The 18,286-nt window shown below is 70.9% G+C and carries 19 protein-coding genes; 7 read left to right on the top strand and 12 right to left on the bottom strand.

The features are described from left to right. Positions 1-8: 8 nt before the first annotated feature. The 6 genes from ACLQ2T_RS20540 to ACLQ2T_RS20515 all read right to left on the bottom strand — a co-directional run bounded on the left by ACLQ2T_RS20540 (position 9) and on the right by ACLQ2T_RS20515 (position 2,851). On the bottom strand, positions 9-431 hold the full coding sequence (locus ACLQ2T_RS20540) for a hypothetical protein (protein ID WP_425767962.1): 423 nt from the start codon (positions 429-431) through the stop codon (positions 9-11). Further along, positions 415-1,092 carry a hypothetical protein gene (locus tag ACLQ2T_RS20535; RefSeq protein WP_425767961.1) on the bottom strand — a complete coding sequence of 226 codons (678 nt, stop codon included), beginning with the start codon at positions 1,090-1,092 and terminating at the stop codon, positions 415-417. Before ACLQ2T_RS20535 ends, ACLQ2T_RS20540 begins: the two co-directional genes overlap by 17 nt. Next, a complete protein-coding gene (locus tag ACLQ2T_RS20530) occupies positions 1,089-1,349 on the bottom strand; it encodes a hypothetical protein (protein ID WP_425767960.1) in 261 nt (86 codons plus the stop codon). The genes ACLQ2T_RS20535 and ACLQ2T_RS20530 overlap by 4 nt, the downstream gene beginning before the upstream one ends. A gap of 3 nt (positions 1,350-1,352) precedes the next feature. After that, entirely contained in the window at positions 1,353-1,616 is a 264-nt protein-coding gene (locus ACLQ2T_RS20525; RefSeq protein ID WP_327024609.1) for a hypothetical protein, read from the bottom strand. A 178-nt stretch (positions 1,617-1,794) separates the two neighbouring features. Beyond that, positions 1,795-2,001 carry a DUF397 domain-containing protein gene (locus ACLQ2T_RS20520; RefSeq protein ID WP_425767959.1) on the bottom strand — a complete coding sequence of 69 codons (207 nt, stop codon included), beginning with the start codon at positions 1,999-2,001 and terminating at the stop codon, positions 1,795-1,797. A 13-nt stretch (positions 2,002-2,014) separates the two neighbouring features. Then, on the bottom strand, positions 2,015-2,851 hold the full coding sequence (locus ACLQ2T_RS20515) for a helix-turn-helix domain-containing protein (RefSeq protein ID WP_425767958.1): 837 nt from the start codon (positions 2,849-2,851) through the stop codon (positions 2,015-2,017). 332 nt (positions 2,852-3,183) lie between these two features. Here ACLQ2T_RS20515 and ACLQ2T_RS20510 point away from each other — a divergent pair, with 332 nt between their 5' ends. From ACLQ2T_RS20510 to ACLQ2T_RS20500, 3 genes are read left to right on the top strand one after another with little or no spacing between them, the layout of a single operon-like run. Then, positions 3,184-3,546: a DivIVA domain-containing protein gene (locus tag ACLQ2T_RS20510; RefSeq protein WP_425767999.1), complete on the top strand. Its 363-nt coding sequence runs from the start codon at positions 3,184-3,186 to the stop codon at positions 3,544-3,546. Further along, the gene (locus tag ACLQ2T_RS20505) at positions 3,543-3,800 is read left to right on the top strand and encodes a hypothetical protein (RefSeq protein ID WP_425767957.1); all 258 of its coding nucleotides are present in this window, start codon (positions 3,543-3,545) and stop codon (positions 3,798-3,800) included. Before ACLQ2T_RS20510 ends, ACLQ2T_RS20505 begins: the two co-directional genes overlap by 4 nt. Further along, positions 3,797-5,821 carry a hypothetical protein gene (locus tag ACLQ2T_RS20500; RefSeq protein WP_425767956.1) on the top strand — a complete coding sequence of 675 codons (2,025 nt, stop codon included), beginning with the start codon at positions 3,797-3,799 and terminating at the stop codon, positions 5,819-5,821. Before ACLQ2T_RS20505 ends, ACLQ2T_RS20500 begins: the two co-directional genes overlap by 4 nt. A gap of 22 nt (positions 5,822-5,843) precedes the next feature. On the opposite strand, the gene ACLQ2T_RS20495 is transcribed toward ACLQ2T_RS20500, so the two are convergent. From ACLQ2T_RS20495 to ACLQ2T_RS20485, 3 genes are all read right to left on the bottom strand, one after another. Beyond that, positions 5,844-6,581 (bottom strand): DUF6518 family protein, encoded by a 738-nt coding sequence (locus ACLQ2T_RS20495; protein WP_425767955.1) that lies wholly within the window; start codon positions 6,579-6,581, stop codon positions 5,844-5,846. Between the two features lie 106 nt (positions 6,582-6,687). Continuing rightward, positions 6,688-7,545: a L,D-transpeptidase family protein gene (locus ACLQ2T_RS20490; RefSeq protein WP_425767954.1), complete on the bottom strand. Its 858-nt coding sequence runs from the start codon at positions 7,543-7,545 to the stop codon at positions 6,688-6,690. A 228-nt stretch (positions 7,546-7,773) separates the two neighbouring features. After that, the gene (locus ACLQ2T_RS20485; protein WP_425767953.1) at positions 7,774-9,222 is read right to left on the bottom strand and encodes an alpha-amylase; all 1,449 of its coding nucleotides are present in this window, start codon (positions 9,220-9,222) and stop codon (positions 7,774-7,776) included. 96 nt (positions 9,223-9,318) lie between these two features. On the opposite strand from ACLQ2T_RS20485, the gene ACLQ2T_RS20480 reads away from it, so the two are divergent. The 4 genes from ACLQ2T_RS20480 (at position 9,319) to ACLQ2T_RS20465 (ending at position 14,515) form a co-directional block, all read left to right on the top strand. Next, complete coding sequence (locus ACLQ2T_RS20480) at positions 9,319-11,277, top strand: hypothetical protein (protein WP_425767952.1); 1,959 nt, start codon at positions 9,319-9,321, stop codon at positions 11,275-11,277. Between the two features lie 2 nt (positions 11,278-11,279). Next, a complete protein-coding gene (locus ACLQ2T_RS20475) occupies positions 11,280-12,740 on the top strand; it encodes an NADH-ubiquinone oxidoreductase-F iron-sulfur binding region domain-containing protein (RefSeq protein ID WP_425767998.1) in 1,461 nt (486 codons plus the stop codon). A 115-nt stretch (positions 12,741-12,855) separates the two neighbouring features. After that, the gene (locus ACLQ2T_RS20470; RefSeq protein ID WP_425767951.1) at positions 12,856-13,473 is read left to right on the top strand and encodes a redoxin domain-containing protein; all 618 of its coding nucleotides are present in this window, start codon (positions 12,856-12,858) and stop codon (positions 13,471-13,473) included. 34 nt (positions 13,474-13,507) lie between these two features. Continuing rightward, complete coding sequence (locus ACLQ2T_RS20465; RefSeq protein WP_425767950.1) at positions 13,508-14,515, top strand: cytochrome c biogenesis CcdA family protein; 1,008 nt, start codon at positions 13,508-13,510, stop codon at positions 14,513-14,515. Here the strand turns inward: ACLQ2T_RS20465 and serS are convergent. The 3 genes from serS to ACLQ2T_RS20450 form a co-directional block, all read right to left on the bottom strand. Further along, positions 14,486-15,766 carry a serine--tRNA ligase gene (gene serS, locus ACLQ2T_RS20460; RefSeq protein WP_425767949.1) on the bottom strand — a complete coding sequence of 427 codons (1,281 nt, stop codon included), beginning with the start codon at positions 15,764-15,766 and terminating at the stop codon, positions 14,486-14,488. The genes ACLQ2T_RS20465 and serS overlap by 30 nt on opposite strands. A gap of 179 nt (positions 15,767-15,945) precedes the next feature. Further along, the gene (locus tag ACLQ2T_RS20455) at positions 15,946-17,049 is read right to left on the bottom strand and encodes a MerR family transcriptional regulator (protein ID WP_425767948.1); all 1,104 of its coding nucleotides are present in this window, start codon (positions 17,047-17,049) and stop codon (positions 15,946-15,948) included. A gap of 33 nt (positions 17,050-17,082) precedes the next feature. Continuing rightward, positions 17,083-18,279 (bottom strand): saccharopine dehydrogenase family protein, encoded by a 1,197-nt coding sequence (locus tag ACLQ2T_RS20450; RefSeq protein WP_425767947.1) that lies wholly within the window; start codon positions 18,277-18,279, stop codon positions 17,083-17,085. Positions 18,280-18,286: the final 7 nt, after the last annotated feature.

The following is an 18,286-nucleotide window of genomic DNA, read 5'->3' as shown; positions in this document are numbered from 1 at the left end:
GGCTGGACTTACATGTACTCCGCAGCGGTCTGTTCCGCTTCGGCGACGAAGGCGTCAAGCTGCTCCGGCGTCAGGCTGGCTTCCTGCAGGAGTCGGGTAAGGACGAACAGTTCTGCACCGAGCGCCACGTCCGGAGCTATGTTGTCGGCAAGTTCTGGCTCGCCGAGGGCCGCGCGGATCAGCCCTTCGGTCTCAAGTGCGGGAATGGTGTCGCCCTCCTCATAGCTGGCCCGAGCTGTGGCCACGAACTGGGCGATGTCGGCAGGTGTGGCGTCTGCTCCGAAGCGTCGGTTGACGGCGATGGCGAAGGCGGCACCGATCACCTGGAGGCCCCCCGCCCAATTGGCGCGGTCAAGATCAGCGATGAGGGCGTCGGTGGTCTCCCAGTCGCCCCGCGCCATTGCCTGGATCAACTCACCCAGTTTCGTCACGGCCACGCCTCCTTATCCTCGGAATGTTCTTCTTGACGATTGCTGTGATCCGGTGGACTGCCACGCCAGCCAGTAGGCCGACGACGACGAGGTTTCCGGCAGCATCCGGTGCGTCTATCTTTGGCCGTGCTGTCGGGTCGGGTGCACTTGGGGTCGCCGTGCCAGTGGAATGTGAGCCAGCCGCGCCGCTTGGATTTCGCACCACCTTGACTGTCTGCTGCACGGCCCGGGTCGCGCTGGCTGCCTGATCTTGTAACTCGTCCGCGTTGCGGACCGCGCGCTTGAGGAACGTCCCGACGTTCTTGCGCGCGAGTTCTCGCTTCTCACTGTCTGCGAGCAGGTCTTCGCCGGTGGGAGATGCCCCCTCGGCCGCACTCCGGGGAGTCGCCGAGCCCGGCGCAATCGCGTTGACGTAGTCGGCGAGGTGATCGGCGGCGACGCTGCTCAACCTTCCGAGTCGGCCAGCCTTCGCTGCTGACGTCTGGCTGTCCTTGATGGCTGCCTGAACCCTCGGATGGCTGCTGCCCTTACCACCAGAAATGAAGTGGCTTGTCGCCTGCTCGATGTCTGCCTGTGCACGGATGGCCTGGATGGCGAGAGCGTCGAGATCCTTTATGGCGGAGTTGAGCTGGGCGACGACCTGGGCGATGAGGCCGCTCATCCGAGTCCGGTGACAAACGATGATGCATGGGCTTTCGCCCTCTTGATGGTCCGCAGGGTCAGATCGACCTCGCGCTGCGCGGCCAACAACGCTCCGCGGGCTGCCTGAGCCTTCTCGTGTTGGCTGCCATCGAGAGTGGCCACCACAAGGCGGATCACATCCTCGAGAACGGTTCCGATGCCCTCGACCGTTGTAGTGGCCTGGTCGAGGGAATGGTTACCTTCTCCGAATACCGCCTTGATGTCGCCAATGCTCACGGGTCAGCCCAGGACGCTGATGTACTGCCGGGCGGCCTGGGTGCTGCCCTGAAGCGTCGTCGCTGCTTCGATCAGCCGCTGCTTGCTCTGCTCGGCGCGGGCGATGGCCTCGCCGATCGCCGGGTGACCGGTGCCGGCGGCGACCGAACGCAGCCGGGCGAGCACCTGCTCGGTGCCGTCGATGGCCGCCCGGATCTGGTTCGTGGTGGCGTTGCTCTGCTCGGCTGCCTGGGCGAGCGCGGCCTTGACCTGCTCGATACTGGCCATGCTGTTCCTTCCGAAGCTGCGGTAGCCGTCGACAAACCACGATGTTTACGGATCCGTGGCCGGACGAACACTATCCGACGTCCTGCAGCATTCGCAGCCCCGCAAGGGTCAACTCTCGCCCTGAGCAATGGCGAAGGGCACCGTCCAGTGGCTGGACGGCGCCCTCGCCTTATCGGCCTCAGTTACCGAACATGTCCCGCTGCACGCCGGTCACGAAGGCGATCCAGGATGCCGGACTGAAGGCGAGGACGGGTCCGTCAGGGTCCTTGCTGTCTCGCAGGCCGACCGATCCCGCGAGGTCGTCCGCGACTTCGACGCAGTTGCCGGAGCCGTTGCTGCGCGTGCTCTTTCGCCAGGTCACGCGGGCCGTGCTGACCTCTTCCACCCGCGCCGTCCTCTCATAGCTCGTTGATCGCCCCCTGGATCAGGTCGCGCGAGTCCCGAGTGCTGGCCGCCGAGGCGACCAGGTGCTCGAAGACCCGGCTGTATTCCCTGACCTGTTGGCCTTCGAGGTAGAGGCTACCCGCGCGGGTTTCCACGTAGACGACGCCGGGATCGGCTGGCTCAGGGAATGTGAGGATGCTGAACGCGCTGCCCATCGAGCCGTACTCGCCGGCGGCGAAGGTGAGGATCTGGATCGTGCGTCCAGGACGGTCTGCCTCCTCGGCGAGCCGCTGCAACTGCCCCTTGAAGGCGACGACGCCACCGACCGGACGGCGTAGGGCAGCCTCGTCCAGCACCACCCACAACTTGGGCGGTGACTCGGTCTGCTGGCGGCGTAGCCGAAGCTCGACGCGCCGGTCGATTTCCTCGGCTGGTGCGTCGGGATGCTCGGCGCGGATGACCGCTCGGGCGTAGTCGGCGGTCTGGAGTAGACCGGGGATCAGTTGTGGCTCGAAAGCTCGGATCTCCGATGCCTCCGCCTCCAAGCCGACGTAGACCTCGAACCACTCTGGCAGGACATCGTCGTAGGCCTGCCACCAGCCGCGCTTGCGGGCGTCTCGGGCTACCTGGACCAGCGCGTCGACCTCTTCTCCTTCGACGCCGTACAACTCCAGCAGGCCACGCGCGACCGGTGGCATGACGGAAACCTGAGCGTTCTCGATCCGGCTCAACGCCGACTTGGAGATGCCGATCTCCTTGGCGGCTTGGTCGGCGGTCATGCCGGTCTGCTCTCGCAATCGGCGCAGAGCAGCGGCCAGGCGTCGACGTCGGACGGTCGGGCTTCCAGTCATGGCGATCAGTGTTCCGCAATGGGGTCGAGTCCGCAACGACCTAGTTCCGAATCGGGAGTTGCGTAAAGGGCGCGATCCGATGCACGATGAGTGATGTCACGGTTCGGCTGGGTTACCGAAGTTGCTCGGTCCTCTGTGGCTTCGTGTCTGCCCTGGTGCCGTACTGCGATGAGGGCTGCGGTGGCAGGTGCGTGGCGGGTCCGTCGGTGCGCGGCGGGCCGACGGGCCCGCCGTTTTCATCGCCCACGCTGACGAGAGCGAGGTCTGTCATGCGCAACCCTTTCCGGCGACGAGCCGAGCGGTACGACGCCCGGCACACCGCAGCGCACCCCATGCGGACGGCAGAGCGCACCAACAGCACCAGGTGGTCCGACGAGCAGCAGAGCGAGAGCGTCGGCACCTGTTACCGGGCGGCGAGCTATCGGCCGTGGCAGGTGCGGGATCGGCGGTTCCGGTTGAGCCGGCGTGGCTACGACCCGGCGGAGGTGGCCGAGTTTCTCGACCGGGTGGCCGACGACCTGGAGGCCGCGTACGAGCAGGTGGCCCAGTCGCACCGGGAGGCGGCCCGGGTCCGGGAGGCGTTGCGGCAGTGGCAGACCGAGCGGGGTGAAGCCCGGCATGGCAGCGCGAACCACAGGCCGGTGTACCGCCAGGCGGTGCAGCAGCAGCCGGCGAATCAGGGAGCGTGGCGGTGAGCGGGCGGTACGTGGTGCATCTGCCGGTTCAGGCGGGCGATCTGCTGGCGGCGCAGCGGCTGGCGCGGTTGATGGCCCGGTGGGCGCGGGTGCTGCCGCAGGCCGACCCGGGGGAGACCACCGTCTCGGCCGAGGACGACCAGGGCGTACGCCATCGGGTTTTCTGCGACCTGCGGCTGCCCGGTGGTGGTAGGTGCCTGCTGCGGGCCGACCACGACGGTGACTGCGCGCGGCGGCTGGGCGGTCGGTCGTGAACACGGTGGACTGCGACGACTGCGGCGGGCTGGGCTTTCGGGTACGGCGATGCCAGTGCACCCGGGGTGGCGACCGGCTCATCGTGGACGGCGGCGAATACCGCGACGAGGCGTACGCCGACTGTCGGCTCTGTGGCGGTGACGGCAGTGTGGCCGAGCCGTGTCATCGGTGCGGGCGTGGTGGGCGGCGGCGGGCGGAGCTGGTGGTGACCGTGGTCAACCTGGACACCGGGGCGGCGGCGTCGCGGCGGCTGGTGCCCGGTCGGCTAGACCCACCGAACGGCCGGGAACGGGTCCGTCGGGCGGGGGAGCTGGTCGGTGGGCTCTGCGCCACTGTCGGGGTACGCGGGCTGCGCCCCCGGTGGGGACGGCGGGATCTGGACGAGACGCTGTTCTGGTTGCCGCCGCAGTGGCGGCCCGAACTGCCCGAGCAGCAGCGGTGGGTGTTGGAAGCCGAGGCCCTCGCCCGGCACGACAACGATCCGTGGTGGATCTTCGTCGGCCGGGGCAGCGCGACACCGTCGCCGCCCGATCCGGCCGTCGAGCTGTCCCGGCTCTGCGGGCTGGCCGACCTGCTCCATCTTGACCTGGTGGTGGAAGCTCGCCGCCGTAGCTACGACGGGGTTGTCTGGGAGCTGCGGTACGAGCTGCCGGGTAGTCCGGTGCCGCTCGACCGGCAGGTGCACGCGTACGCCCGGGATCTGCCCTCGGCGATCGCCGACACGAGTTTCCGGGCCGCCATCTGCGGGTTGGACGAGCGGGGGCGGCAGGCGCCGCTGTACACGGTGCGGCCGGTGTCGGCTGTCGGCGTACCCCCGATCATGGATCTTGATCGGCTCGGCCGGGCGGTGCTCGCGGAGCTGGTCGGCGACGCGCCCGGCGCTCAGGCGATCTGGCGGGACGGCCGCTGGTGGCACACCGCGCTGCAACCGACCGGCAGCGTCGAGAGCCTGCACGAGCGGGAGACCGGGCAGATCGTCCGGCACGTCACGGAGACACTGCGGCGGGCCAGCGAACCACCCGACCCGGCCTGGTGGGGTGAGCCGATAGCGCATCGGCCCTGCCCGGACTGTCGGCCCGGCAGTCGGTTGCGTCGCTGCGACTGCCGACTCGGCACCTCCGTACCCGACCCGGCCTGCCCCGACTGCTCGGGTGCCGGTCTGGCCCCCTCGGTGGGCTGCTGCTCGACCTGCCGGGACAGCGGCCGGATTCCGGCGGCCGTGTCGGTGACCGTGACCGACCTGCGTCAGGTCAGCCACGGAACCTGGCGGCCCGACGCGGACGAGGTGGCTCCGGTGGTCGCCCACCAGCCCAACGGCAAACCGGTGCATCAGCTCGGCCCACACCGACGGCTGGCCCGCTACGCCGACACCTTCCGGGTACGCCCGGCCGACCTCACCCGGCTCGACACGGACTGGCCCGTCGAGCCGGACCTGCTCGACGGGATCGTGACCGTTCATGAGCCTGGCGTCGACCCGGTACGCCAGCACGTCGAGCAGCTCGCCGCCGGGCTGCCCGGGGCGCGGCTGTTCGTGCTGGCCGCCGTGCCGGACGCGCCGCCGCTGACCGACCTGCTGCGCCTCGCCCACGCTCTGGACCTCACCGCCGTGCTGACCTACTGCGACCACCGGCTCGACGCCGGTGACCCGCGCAAGATCCAGGGGGAGCGGTGGGATGTGCGGGTCATCGCCCGGGATGCGCAGGTCGGGGCCGAGTTCCCGTTCGGCGCCAGTGTCGAGGCGGCCGTGGCGCGCTGCGTCGAGTACCTCGACTGTCACCTGGTCGCCAGCGTGCCCCGGGACCCCGACCAGCCGGTGCCCGCCCCACAGGCCGTACCCTCGCCGCCGCTGCCGGACCCGACCGAGTTGCTGCGCCGCGTCGGGTGGCACTACGCCGGGCAGCCGGTGGTGGCGGCGTTCGACCGGACAGGCTGTCGGCTCTGGCTGACCGGGGAGGACACCCTCCAGCCACTCGCCCAGGCCGCCACCCTCGACGACGCCGTCTCCGCCCTGCGTCTATGACCATGGGCACTGCCGCCCTGCGTCAGATGACGGTGGTGATCGAACTGATCTGGTGCCAGAGCAGCGCCCCGGCCAGGCTGGCCACCACGGAGGCGGCCACGAAGATCGGCCACGACCTTGGACCCCGGCGGTACGCGAGAAGCATGGTTGCTCCGATCACCGCTAGTAGGACGCTGACCGTGGCGGAAAGCACCTTTCCCAGGAAGAACCCGTCGAGGGCGTGCCAGGCACGGAAGATCATCAGGAATTCCAGGCCCTGCCCGGCGAGGAGCCCGAGCGCCATCCCGGCGGCCACCGACGCCGCAGTCCGCTTCCCTCTTCGGACGAGCGCGCCCAGGTAGCCCAGGGTGACCCCGGCGAGGACCGAGGCGGCGAGCCAGAACGCGGTGACCCGCCCGATCGAGGCCAGATTGCTTAGGGCGGACGAGCCGCCGTCCTCGAGGGTGCCCAAGCGCCAGCGTCGGCCGTGAGCGACGATCAGTCCGTAGTAGACGATCGTGGCGATCAGCAGGAGGGCGGTGGCGTTGATCGGTGCCATCGCCCGGCGGGTCGTCAGGTAGCCGGCAACAAGGGCCGCCCCGCCCCAGGCGAAGCCCGTGCTGGTGAGGGTCAGCACGATCACCCCAGCCGTGCCCGGCAACTCGTCGCCGACGAAGGCGAACAGGCCCAGGGCTGCCCCGACCGGCAGCAACGACTTCCACGGCAGGTGTCGGTACCTGCGGACCGCCGTACCATCCGTCTCAGCCCGCGCTGCGGTCATCAATCTCGCCAACTGCCCGGTCGTCCACGGGCAAGGTTGCGCGTGTCCATCGCCCGGGAGCATGCCACAGCCGGTCAGGATGCGCGGACCGCAAACCCTCTGCGGATCAGGCTGTCGGGGGTGGGCTGGGTAGCCGGTCGACGACCACTACCGGGCTGCCCGGGGGCACCTCCTTCAGCAGCAGCCGCTGGCCAGCGGGAGTCAGCCGGATGCAGCCGTTGGTGGTCTTCCGACCCAGTTCGCCGTCGTGGTACCAGGTGTGGATGCCGATGTGTGCGCCGCGCAGGCCGGCCGGTACGGAGTCCGGGTCGTCGGGTATCGAGCCGAGGGCGTAGATGTCGACCCCGCCGTAGACCGACTCGGGTGGCGGCGTGCGACCCAGCACGAAGGTGCGACCCAGCGGGGTCTCCTGGCCGTGCAGCCCCAGGCTGACCCGCCAGCTGCGCCTGGCGACGCCGTCGCGGTACCAGGTGAGCCGGTACGGCACCCGCTCGACGATGATCTGGTCCCGCAGCTCGACCGTCTTGAAGCCGCCGGGCGGTAGCCAGGCCAGCTTGCGGTTGGCCGACGGCAGCAGCACCGCCGTCCAGCCGGCCTCGCGGCGGGCGACCGGGACGGTCAGGTCCACCCCGCTGATGGTGGGCATGAGGAAGGCGATCGGGCGCCCACCGGGCCGGTCGTAGGCGGCGAGACGGCGCTGCGGGCGTACGCCCTCGGTGAGCGGCCTGGTGTCCAGGGCGTCCGGGTCGTCGGGGAAGCCGACCGGCGCGGGGTCGTAGTCGATCTCCGGCAGGTGATCCGGTGCCGGCGCGGCCGGTGGAATGGTCTCGGCGATCTCCGTCGGCACCGGCGCTGTCGGTGCCGGGGCCTGGTCGGTGGGCCGGGCGACGGGTGCCGGCCCCGCGGAGGGTGTCAGGGCCCAACCGGCGTACGCCGACCCACCCAGCAGCACCGCAACACCCACCGCCGCGACGACCCACCGCCGCCTATTCCCAAACCTCCCAAAAGCCACTACTAACCCTAACCTCCCCACCTACCCCAGCACCCCCAAACCACCCCACCCGCCCGCACTCCGAGCCATTTTGATCAAGAGGTTTGCGTCTGGATCCGGCCAGATCCTGACGCAAACCTCTTGATCACCGAAGCGGGAGCGGGAGCGCGGCGGAGGGGAGGGGGAGGGGGAGGGGAGGCCTCAGGGGAGGCGGGCGGAGAGGTGGATGGCTAGGGCGTCGTGGGCGGGGATGTTGGCGGTGAACCAGCCGTTGGCGTCGACCGTGATGACCGGGCCGGAGCAGGTGCCGCCCGAGAAGGTGCCGTGGATGATGTCGCAGTAGCGGCCGGCGGGCAGGCCGGTGTAGTAGGAGCGGCCGTTGATGGCGGAGTCTTCGTCGTTGATGGTGATGAAACCCTTGCCGGTACGGCTGAAGGCGATGTGCTGGGCGCCGTTGTCGTACCAGTTGCTGACGCCGGTGCCCTCGGTGGCGTTGCGGAAGCCGACCATGTTCGCGATGACCGGCCAGCGGTGCTCGCACTCCCAGCCGGAGTAGCAGACCGTGTTGCGGGTCTTGTTGTTGCTGTCCGAGGGTGGGCCCGCGTCGCGGCTGCTGTAGGTGTAGCTGGACATCACCGTCGGCGAGCCGTACGGCCAGGCCAGCATGAAGGCGTTGGCCAGCGCGTAGATGCCCCGGTCGCGGTAGGTGAGCACCCCGCCGTCGTCGCGTTGGGTGTCGTGGTTGTCGATGAACACCGACGAGACCCCGCTGGGCAGATGCCCCCAGCCCGCACCGAAGTTGCGCAGGTACGCCAACCGCTCGGATCGGAAGACCCGGGCCAGGTCCTTGCCGTAGCGGAACTCGTGCACGTCGCCGTTGCCGGTGTACTCCTCGGGCCGGATCGGCTCACCGGCGCCGTAGATGACCTCCTGCACGATGTACGGGCGGCGGTTCAGTCGACTGAGGATGTTGGCGATGTCGGCGGCGGGCATGTGTTTGCTGGCGTCCAGCCGGAAGCCGTCCACCCCGAGGGAGAGCAGGTCGTTGAGGTACGCGGCCAGCCGCGAGCGGACGTAGTCCGAGCCGGTCTTCAGGTCGGCGAGGTTGACCAGCTCGCAGTTCTGCACCTCGTACCGGTCGTTGTAGTTGACGATGTCGTTGTTGCCGTTGCGGCCGCAGTAGTTGAAGTCCTGCGCCTGATAGATCCCGGGGTAGACGTGGTGCTGGTACGACGATCCGGCCCAGCCGGTGCCGCCGCCCGACTGCCCGGACATGTGGTTGATGACGGCGTCGACGATCACCTTGACGCCGGCCGACTGACAGGTGGCGACCATGGACCGGAACTGGTCGCGGGTGCCCTTGCGGGACTCGATCCGGTAGCTGACCGGCTGGTACGCCACCCACCACTGGTTGCCGCGGACGTGCTCCTGCGGCGGCGAGACCTGGACGTAGCCGTAGCCCTTCGGGCCCAGGGTGCTGGTGCACTCGCTGGACACCGAGGGCCAGTTCCACTCGAACAGGTTGGCGATGACCTTCTTGCCGCCGGTCGGGGCGGCGACGGCCGGGGGTGCCGTCACGACGGTGGGGGAGAGCAGGGTGGCGATCGCGCCGAGGGCCACGATCGCCGTACGGAGTCGACGTCGGTGCATCGGAAGCTCCTGGGGGAGTGGGCGGTTGCCTGAATCTTGCATCGATGCTGAAAAATTTCAGCAAGGTTACAAGTTGATTTCACAGGCTGTCAACGCATGGACATGCGTCAGTGTTCGAGCGGGGTCTACACGCGCCAGGAGTGGGGGTGGTTCGACAAGTCGTGGAGATTTTTTCGGCGCGGGCTGATCCGTCCGGCATCCGACTGCGTACTGGAGTGGGGAACAGGTCGGCCGGTGGTACGCCGCCGCGAGACGATCGAGGAGCACATGGCCCGGGCTATGCAGAACGAGACGCCGCCTGCCGTCCGAACCAGCAGCAGCAGTAGAGGGGTCCAGGTGGCCTCCCGCGGCCAGATCCTGGCGCTGTCCGCGTCCGGGCTGGCCGCGGTGTGGGCGCTGGTCATGCTCACCGGCGCCGGCCAGCAGGCGTACGCGATGGGGTTCTTCTTCACGGAGTTCTTCGCCGGGGTGATCGCCCTGGTCGCGCTGAGCCTCACGGTGATGATGGGTCTGCTCTCCACCGACCGGCTGGTGCTGCTCATCCGGCACCGGGTCCTGTTGCAGTCCGCGCACCGGGCCACCGGCATCCTCGGGGTGGCGGGCCTGGGCTTCCACGTCATCACCAAGATCACCACTGGTCGGGCCGGGATGACGGACGCGGCCGTGCCCTTCGTCGGTGGGCGGGGCCTCTACGTCGGGCTGGGCACCATCGCCGCGCTGCTCATGGTGAGCGTGCTGTGGACCGGGATCATCCGGGCCCGGTTCGCCGACATCGGCCCCAAGTGGGTGTGGCGGGCGCTGCACTCCCTGGCGTACCTGTCCTGGCCGTTCGGCATCTTCCACGGCCTCGGTGCCGGCCGCCCGCCGGCCACCTGGGTCAGCCTGAGCTACGGGCTCTGCGTGGTGCTGGTGGTGATGGCGCTGTTGGTCCGTCTCTCGGTCACCCTTCAGCGGCGCAGCCGGGAGCGGCACCAGGCCGCCGCCCTGAACGAGGCGATGACCGGCAAGGGCAGTGACGAGACCCGACCGAAGACCCTGCTCGGCAACCTGACCAAACGCGCCGGTGAGGGGGAGCGGAGCCGCCGCGACACGAGCTGGGCGGAGAGCACCTCCGGTACCTGGGCCAGCCCCACCATCCGGCGCAACGACCCGGAGCGGTTCACCGTGCCGGTGGTGCCGCAGCCGGGCACCCTGCGCGAACCGGTCCGCCCCGGCCGGGAGCGCCGGGACGAGGAGTTCGAGCCGGCCGCCCGGCGTACCTCCTGGCGCGAGGAGGAGGACGTGGAGCGCGCGGTACGCCGGGAGACCGAGTTGCTCGAACCGGTGGCCCGTCGGCGCCGTGACGAGGAGCCGGTCGGCCGGCGTGGTTCCCGCCGCGAGGAGGAACTGGAGCCGGCACCGCGCCGTTCCCGGATCGACGACGACGTGGAACCGCGTCGTTCCCGACGGGACGAGGAATCGAGTCGGCGTCGCGTCGACCGGCGGGACGAGGACTACGAGCCGGTCGCACGCCGCACCACCCGACGCCGCGACGAGGAACCGGTGGCCGACGTCGACCGTGAGCCCGGCGGCCGGCGCTACCGCGACGACGCGGCGTACGGCCGGTCGCGGCGGTCCCGGTCCGACCTGGACGCCGGCACCCGTTACTCGGCACCCCCGCAGGGCATCGTCGAGGAGCCGGAGGAGCCCTGGGACAGCCCGCGCCGCTGGGAGTCCACCGCGCCCATCTCCGGCTCGCCGATCTCGGGCTCGCCCATTTCGGGTTCACCGATCTCGGGCTCGCCCATCTCCGGGTCGCCGATCTCGGCCGCACCGCGTAGTGGTGGCGGTCGGCACAGCGCCGACGACGACGGCCCGGAGGCGGAGACCGACTACTGGCGGCCCCCGGCCCGGTACGCCCCGGACGACGTCGCCGACGACGACACCCCGACCCTTGTCGACCTGGCCGCCCGACGGGCTCAGCGGGCGGCCGCGGACAGCCGGCGTCGCCGCCGGGCCGATCCGGACTCGGTCGATGGGGCCTACTGGGCCGGCCTGCGAGGGGAGGCCAAGTGACGATGCGCACCACCGTGCCACCTGTCGCCTGCGTGGGCGAGCCACGGATCACCGCCGGGTTCGCCGAGTTCGGTCGCCTGGACCTGCGGGCACACGAGATGGTGCACGGCCCGATCAGCCCGATGGAACCGTCAAGCCTGCTGCGACTGGCCGAGGGCATCCAGCTCAAGGGCAAGGGCGGTGCCGGGTTCCCGTTCGCCCGGAAGCTGCGCGCGGTGCTGGAGTCCTGCGAACGCCAGGACCTGCCCCCGGTGGTGGTGGTCAACGCCACCGAGGGTGAGCCGGCCAGCTGGAAGGACAAGGTCATCCTCACCCGGGCGCCGCACCTGATCCTCGACGGTGCCGCCCTGGCCGCGTTCGCCCTGGACGCCGAGGAGATCGTGCTCTGCGTGGCCGACGACCTGATCGGCCGGGACTCCCTGATGGAGGCGCTGGAGGAGCGCCGGATGCCGGTACCCACCAGTGTGGTCACCGTGCCGCACCGCTTCATCAGCGGCGAGGGTGGTGCACTGGTCAACGGGATCAACGGCCTGCCGCACATCCCGCCCGGTACGAAGAAGCGGTCCAGCGACTCCGGCGTCAACAACCTGCCCACCCTGCTGTCCAACGCCGAGACGTACTCCCAGTTGGCGATCGCCGCCCGGCTGGGCCCGTACGAGTACGCGGCCCTCGGCACCGACGACGAGCCCGGCACCGTGCTGCTGAGCATCACCGGCGCGGCCAAACGCCACGCGGTGGTGGAGTGCGCCGCCGGCACCCCGCTGCGGGAGATCCTCGAACTCTGCGAGGTCCCCGAGGGGCCCGGCATCCTGATGGGCGGCTACCACGGCAAGTGGATCACCTGGGAGGCCGCGAACAGGGCCGAGGTCTCCCGCAAGGGACTGGCCGCGGTCGGGGGCACCCTCGGCGCCGGCATCATCGTCCCGCTGGCCAACGACACCTGCCCGCTGGGTGAGGCCGCCCAGGTGGTGCGGTATCTGGCCGGGGAGTCCGCCGGGCAGTGCGGCCCCTGCAAGCGCGGGCTGCCGGACCTGGCCCGCGCGGTCGATCTGGCGGTCTCCGGCAGCGCCCCGGTGGAGGTCGTTCGCGCCGCCGCCGGGGACGTCAAGGGACGCGGTGCGTGCAGCCACCCGGACGGTACCTCCCGGTTCGCGCTGTCGGCGATGGAGGTCTTCGCCGAGGACCTGAAGAAGCACACCACCGGAGAAGGCTGCGGGCGACGGGTCAAGGGCGTGATGGGCCTGCCCGGTGCCCCCGACCCGGATCCCCAGAAGCTGGTCCTGGACTGGTCCCGATGCGACGGTCACGGCCTCTGCGCCCACGTCGTACCGGACTTCATCCGGCTGGACCAGAACGGATACCCGGCTTTCCCACCCACCCCGGTGCCCACCTGGCTGCGGGAGGGCGCCTCGAAGGCGGTGAAGGTCTGTCCGGAGCTGGCCCTGCGACTGGCCAAGGCCTGAAAGCCGCCCGGCAGCCCCGACCACCCGGCAGTCTCTGGCCGACCGGCGGGGACGCCCGGCCGACCGGCAACGCCCGGCAAGCGGCCCGGCACCTGACCCGACGAAGGAGACGCCGATGGGGACGGCACGAAGGACCGGACTTACCGCAGCCCTGCTGGCGGTCGTCCTGGCCGGGGCCGGCTGCGGCGCCGAGGCGGTCGCGCCGGCCGATGCCCGGCCCGACTCGCCCTCGGCCGACGCTCCGCCCGGCTCCACCCCGGCCGACGACGCGGCGACTCCGGCCGGCGGCGCCGTGTCCCCGGGGGCCGCGCCCACCGGGCCGGTGACCGTGCCGGACACCCTCCGGTTCACCGGCAGAACCCTCGACGGTACGGCGTTCGAGGCCGCCGGACTGGCCGGTCGGCCGGTCGTCCTCTGGTTCTGGGCGCCGTGGTGTGCCGCCTGCGCCAGCCAGGCCTGGACGGTGGCCGAGATCGCCCCGGGGTTCCGGGACACCGTGCCGATCGTCGGGGTGGCCGGGCTGGGCGAACACCGGGCGATGACCGACTTCGTCACCGAGTTCGAGTTGGCGCCGGTGCCGCAGCTCGATGATCGGGAGGGTGTGCTCTGGCGGCGCTTCGCCGTCACCGAACAGAGCACCTTCGTGATCATCGACCGGGAGGGCCGGGTGATCCACAAGGGTTGGCTGGACGGGGAGGACCTCACCCGCCGGGTCACCGCCCTGGCCGCCTGATGCCGAGGCCGTACCGGCACCGGAGACCCCGCTGATGGAGGCCACCCTGCTGCTGGCGTTGACCGCCGGGATGCTCGGCGCGGTCAACCCGTGCGGCTTCGCGATGCTGCCGGCGTACCTGTCGCTGCTGGTGGCCGGAGCCACCGACACCGGTGGCGCGGTACGACGGGCGCTCACCGCCGCCGCCGCGCTGACCCTCGGGTACGTCGTCGTGTTCGGTGCCTTCGGCCTGGCCCTGGCCCCCCTCGCTGGTTGGCTGCGCCCTCGGCTGCCCTGGTTCACCGTCGGGTTGGGGCTGCTGCTGGTGCTGCTCGGCTGCTGGCTGCTCGCCGGCCGACGGCTGCCCACCCTGCGCCCGCTGGCCCGGGCACCCCAACTGACCCGTTCGCTGCCGTCGATGGTGCTGTTCGGCATGGCGTACGCGGTCGCCTCGTTGGGCTGCGCCATCGCACCGTTCCTGGCCATCGTGGTGACCAGCCTGCGGGCCGGTACCTTGCCGCGCGGGCTGGCCCTGTTCGGCGCGTACGCCCTGGGGATGGGGTTGGTGGTGGCGGTGGCCGCCCTGGGGGTGGCACTGGTACGCGGCGAGGTGGTGGCCCGGCTGCGTGGCGCCGGTGCCTGGGTGCCCCGGCTCAGTGGCCTGGTGCTGCTGCTCGCCGGCGGCTATGTCGCCTGGTACGGCTGGTACGAGGCCCGCCTGTTCGCCGGCCACCGAGACGCCCTGACCGACCCGGTGATCGTCGGGGCAGCGCAGGTCCAACGCTGGCTGGCCGCAACCCTAGACACCGTCGGCCCCACCACCCTGGCCCTCCTCCTGGCCACCCTCACCCTCCTCACCCGCCCTCGCCCCCACCCTCGCCTCCGCGATCTTGCACTTTCTGCCCCGACAAAGGAGACAGATGTGGGCGTTTCAGCGACCAAAAGTGCAAGATCGACGCAGAGGTCGACCGCCAGCGCAGAGGTCGAGGTCGACGTCAAGGCGCGCGGTGGGGGTGGGGGAGAGGGAGAGGGGTTAGCGGGGGGCCAGGCGGTCGGTGCCTAGACGGTCGCGCAGCACCTCGGGGACCAGGACTGAGCCGTCGGGCTGCTGGAACTGCTCCAGGATGGCCGGGTACAGGCGGCTGGTGGCCAGGGCCGAGCCGTTGAGGGTGTGTACGAAGCGGGTCTGCTTGCCGCCCGGCTCCCGATAGCGGATGGCCGCCCGGCGGGCCTGGTAGTCACCGCCCCAGGAGACCGAGGAGACCTCCTTGTACTTGCCGGTGCTCGGCATCCACACCTCGATGTCGAGGGTCTTGCGCATCGAGGCGCTGGAGTCCCCGGCGGCCAGCAGGCTGCGCTGGTAGTGCAGCCCCAGCCCTTCGACCAGGCTCTCCGCGTGGGTGACCATCTGCTCCAACGCGGCCTCGGCCTGCTCGGGCAGGGTGAACTGGAAGATCTCCACCTTGTTGAACTGGTGGCCGCGGACCGTCCCCCGCTCGTCCGAATGCGACCCGGCGGCCTCCCGCCGGTAGCAGGGGGTGTACGCGAACACCCGCAGCGGCAGCTTCGCGGTGTCCAGGATCTCGTCCTGGTACGCCCCGAGGATCGCCGTCTCCGCGGTGGGCAGCAGGAACTGTCCACGCGGGGCGGACTGCTTGTCCAGGTGGTAGACGTCGTCGTAGAACTTGGGGAACTGGCCGGCGGCGAAACCGGCGGTGTCCAGCAGCAGGTGCGGCGGGAGCAGGAACTCGTACCCGGCCTCGATGTTGCGCTCGATCAACCAGTTGATCAGCGCCCACTCCAGCCGGGCGCCCAGCCCGGTGTACATCCAGAAGCCCGACCCGCCCAGCTTGACCCCACGCTCGTGGTCGACCAGACCCAGCATCCGGCTCAACTCGACATGGTCCCGCAGCTTCTCGATGACCGGCGGGGAACCGAAGGTCTTGACCACCCGGTTGGCTTCCTTGCCACCGGAGATCACGTCGTCGGCGGGCAGGTTGGGCAGCTCGCTCATTACGGTACGCAGCCGGGACTGCACCTCGTCGAGCTCGGCCTCCAACTCGGCTACCTGCTTACGCCCGGCCTCGTCGGTCACCTGCGGCTCGACACCGGCCCGCTTGGCCTGCGCGTACGCCCGGGCCTCGGCCTTGCGACGCTGCCGCTCCCCGTCGATCTCGGTGATCAGCCGGCGGCGTTCCCGGTCGAGGTGCTGGATCTCCTCCAGCACCTGGTCGACCTCGGCGGCATCGAGCCGCTTGGCCAGCGCGGTCGCCACCGCGTCGCGATCCTTACGGATCAACTCCATGTCGAGCATGCTGCTCCGTACCTTCAGGTCAGGCTGACCCGGTGATGCTACCGCCGGGCACCGACCGTCCTGTCTCCCGCACCCGCCCCTCCTCCATCCGGGCCCGACCGGCCCGGCACGCCAGCCCGCACCGCCGGTCCAGCGCTCACCGGCAGAGCAGGCCGCGAGGCGGATCAGGGCGCGAGGGCTCACAGGCGGATCGGCATCAGGATGGAGAAGGCGCCCTCGTCGTCCGGGCGGCGGATGGTCAGCGGGGTCAGCGGGCTGTCGAGCTCCAGGGTCAGGTGCCGCCCGCCCGCCGCGTCCAGCGCATCGAGCAGATAGTCGCCGTTGACGCCGACCCGTAGTTCGGTGCCGTCCGCGCCGACCGGGTCGCCGCCGTCGGTCAGGTCGTCCGGGCCGAGCAGGCGGAGCCGGTCCGGCGTACCCAGGCCGAGCACGGTCACCGGCCAGGACCGGCCGGCGTACTCCCGCAGGATGGTCGGTCCGCCCGCCCGCAACGCGGCGACCAGCCACTGCGCGTCGACCGGAACCCGCCGGGCGGCATCGGAGCGCGGCAGCAGTACGTGGTAGTCCGGAAACTCCTCCGGCAGGGCGGTGGCCCGCAGTTCCTGCCCGGCCACCTGCGCTACCAACGACGAGGCGGACAGGACCAACTCGATCTCACCCTGTCCCGGACCACCCGGAGCGGGGTCGAGCAGGTGGCGCAGGGCCTCTACCGCCTCCAGGGGCAGCAGGGTCCGCACCGAAGGGCCGTGCACCACCGCCTCGGCGGTCGCCACCGCCAGCCGGTGCCGGTCGGTGGCCACCAGTTCCAGGCCGGTGCCGGTCACCTCGAACAGCACCCCGGTCAACGCCGGCACCGCCGGGTCGGTGCCGACGGCGAACCGTACGGCGTCCATGGCGGCGACCAGCGCGGCACCGGTCAGGGTGAGCCGGGTCAGGGTGGCGGGCCCCTCGGCCGGCAACAGGGACCGGATCCGGGACACCTCCCGGCGAGCGTCGGCCAACCCCTGCTCCAGCCGCCGCAGGTGGGTGTCCAGGAGCCGGTGCACCACGGCCGGTTCGGCGCGTACCGCCTCGGCGATCTCGGCCACCGGCATTCCGGCCCGGCGCAGCCCGGCCACCAGCCGGGCGGGCGCCACCTGGTCGTGGGTGTAGCGGCGGTAGCCGGTCACCGGGTCGACCCGGGCGGGCACCAGCACCCCGGCGGCGTCGTAGAACCGCAGGGCGCTCACCGTCAGTCCGCTGGCCCTGGCCAACTCGCCGATGCTGCGCAGGTCACTGTCCACCCCCAGATCGTGCCCCCTCGACCTGCTTGAGGGTCAACCCGCCGAAGGTGCCTTGCCTTCGTCCAGGACCTCGAATTTCATCCCGGCGGTGGTCAGGCGGTGCAGCAGGGCGTCGCCCATCGCGGTTACCGGGGTGACCTGCCCGGCGGTGGGCGGCAGGTCGTCCAGGGCCAGGCAGAGGGCCGATTCGGCGAGCATCTTGGCGGTCTCGTCGTAGCCGGGATCGCCACCGGCCACTTCGGTGACCACCCGCCGGTCGCCGCCGCGACCGACGAACCGGACCCGGAACCACGACTTGGCCCGCTGCTCGGGGCTGGGTCCCTGCCCGGAGGCGAGTCGGCCGAGCAGCCAACGCCGGGTCGGCGGCAGCTTCACCAGGGCGGTCAGCGTGCCAAGACCGGCACCGGCGGCCAGCACCGTCGGCAGTCGCCGTACCGCCGCGAAGTGCCGGTAACGGAAGTCCGGGCCGTACTCCGGGCGGGCCGCGGCGGATCGGCGGACCATCTGCGGGTCGATGGTGGGCAGGGGTACCGCCCAGACCGGCAGGTCGCGTGAGCGGGCCACCTTGCCGGGCACGGCCCGCACCTGGCGGCCGGTCGGGCGCGGCTCCACCGCGCGGCGTTCGCGGGCCGCCCGGGCGGTCTCGGCGGTACGCGAGAAGGCGGTCAACGCGGAGTGGTAGGTGCCGGCGGAGACCCGGCCACCGGCGCGTACGTAACCGTCCACGGTGATCGGCACCTCGGCGGGCAGGTGCTTGATGGTGAACCAGACCCCCAGGTCATGGGGGATGGAGTCGAAGCCGCAGGCGTGCACCAGCCGGGCGCCGGTGCGTACCGCCTCGGCGTGATGGCGCACGTACATCAGGTCGACGAACTCCGGTTCCCCGGTGATGTCCAGGTAGTCCGTGCCGGCGGCGGCGCAGGCGGCCACCAGCGGCTCCCCGTGCCGGATGTACGGCCCTACCGTGCTGGCCACCACCCGGGCGGCCTCGGCCACCGCCCGCAGCGACCCCGGGTCGGTGACCTCGGCGGTGAGCAGCGGCAGGGTGGCCAGGGCCGGGTCGATCCCGGCCAGCCGGTCACGGACCCCGGCCAACTTGTCGGGGTTGCGTCCGGCGATTGCCCACCGCAGCCCCGGTGGGGCATGTCGGGCGAGATATTCGGCGGTCAACCCGCCGGTGAAGCCGGTAGCCCCGAACAACACGATGTCGTACGCCCGCTCCGCCGTCATCCCGCGA

The sequence above is a fragment of the Micromonospora sp. DT229 genome, from assembly GCF_049844505.1.
GTDB lineage: Bacteria > Actinomycetota > Actinomycetes > Mycobacteriales > Micromonosporaceae > Micromonospora.
This window is presented reverse-complemented; position numbering and strand designations above follow the sequence as displayed.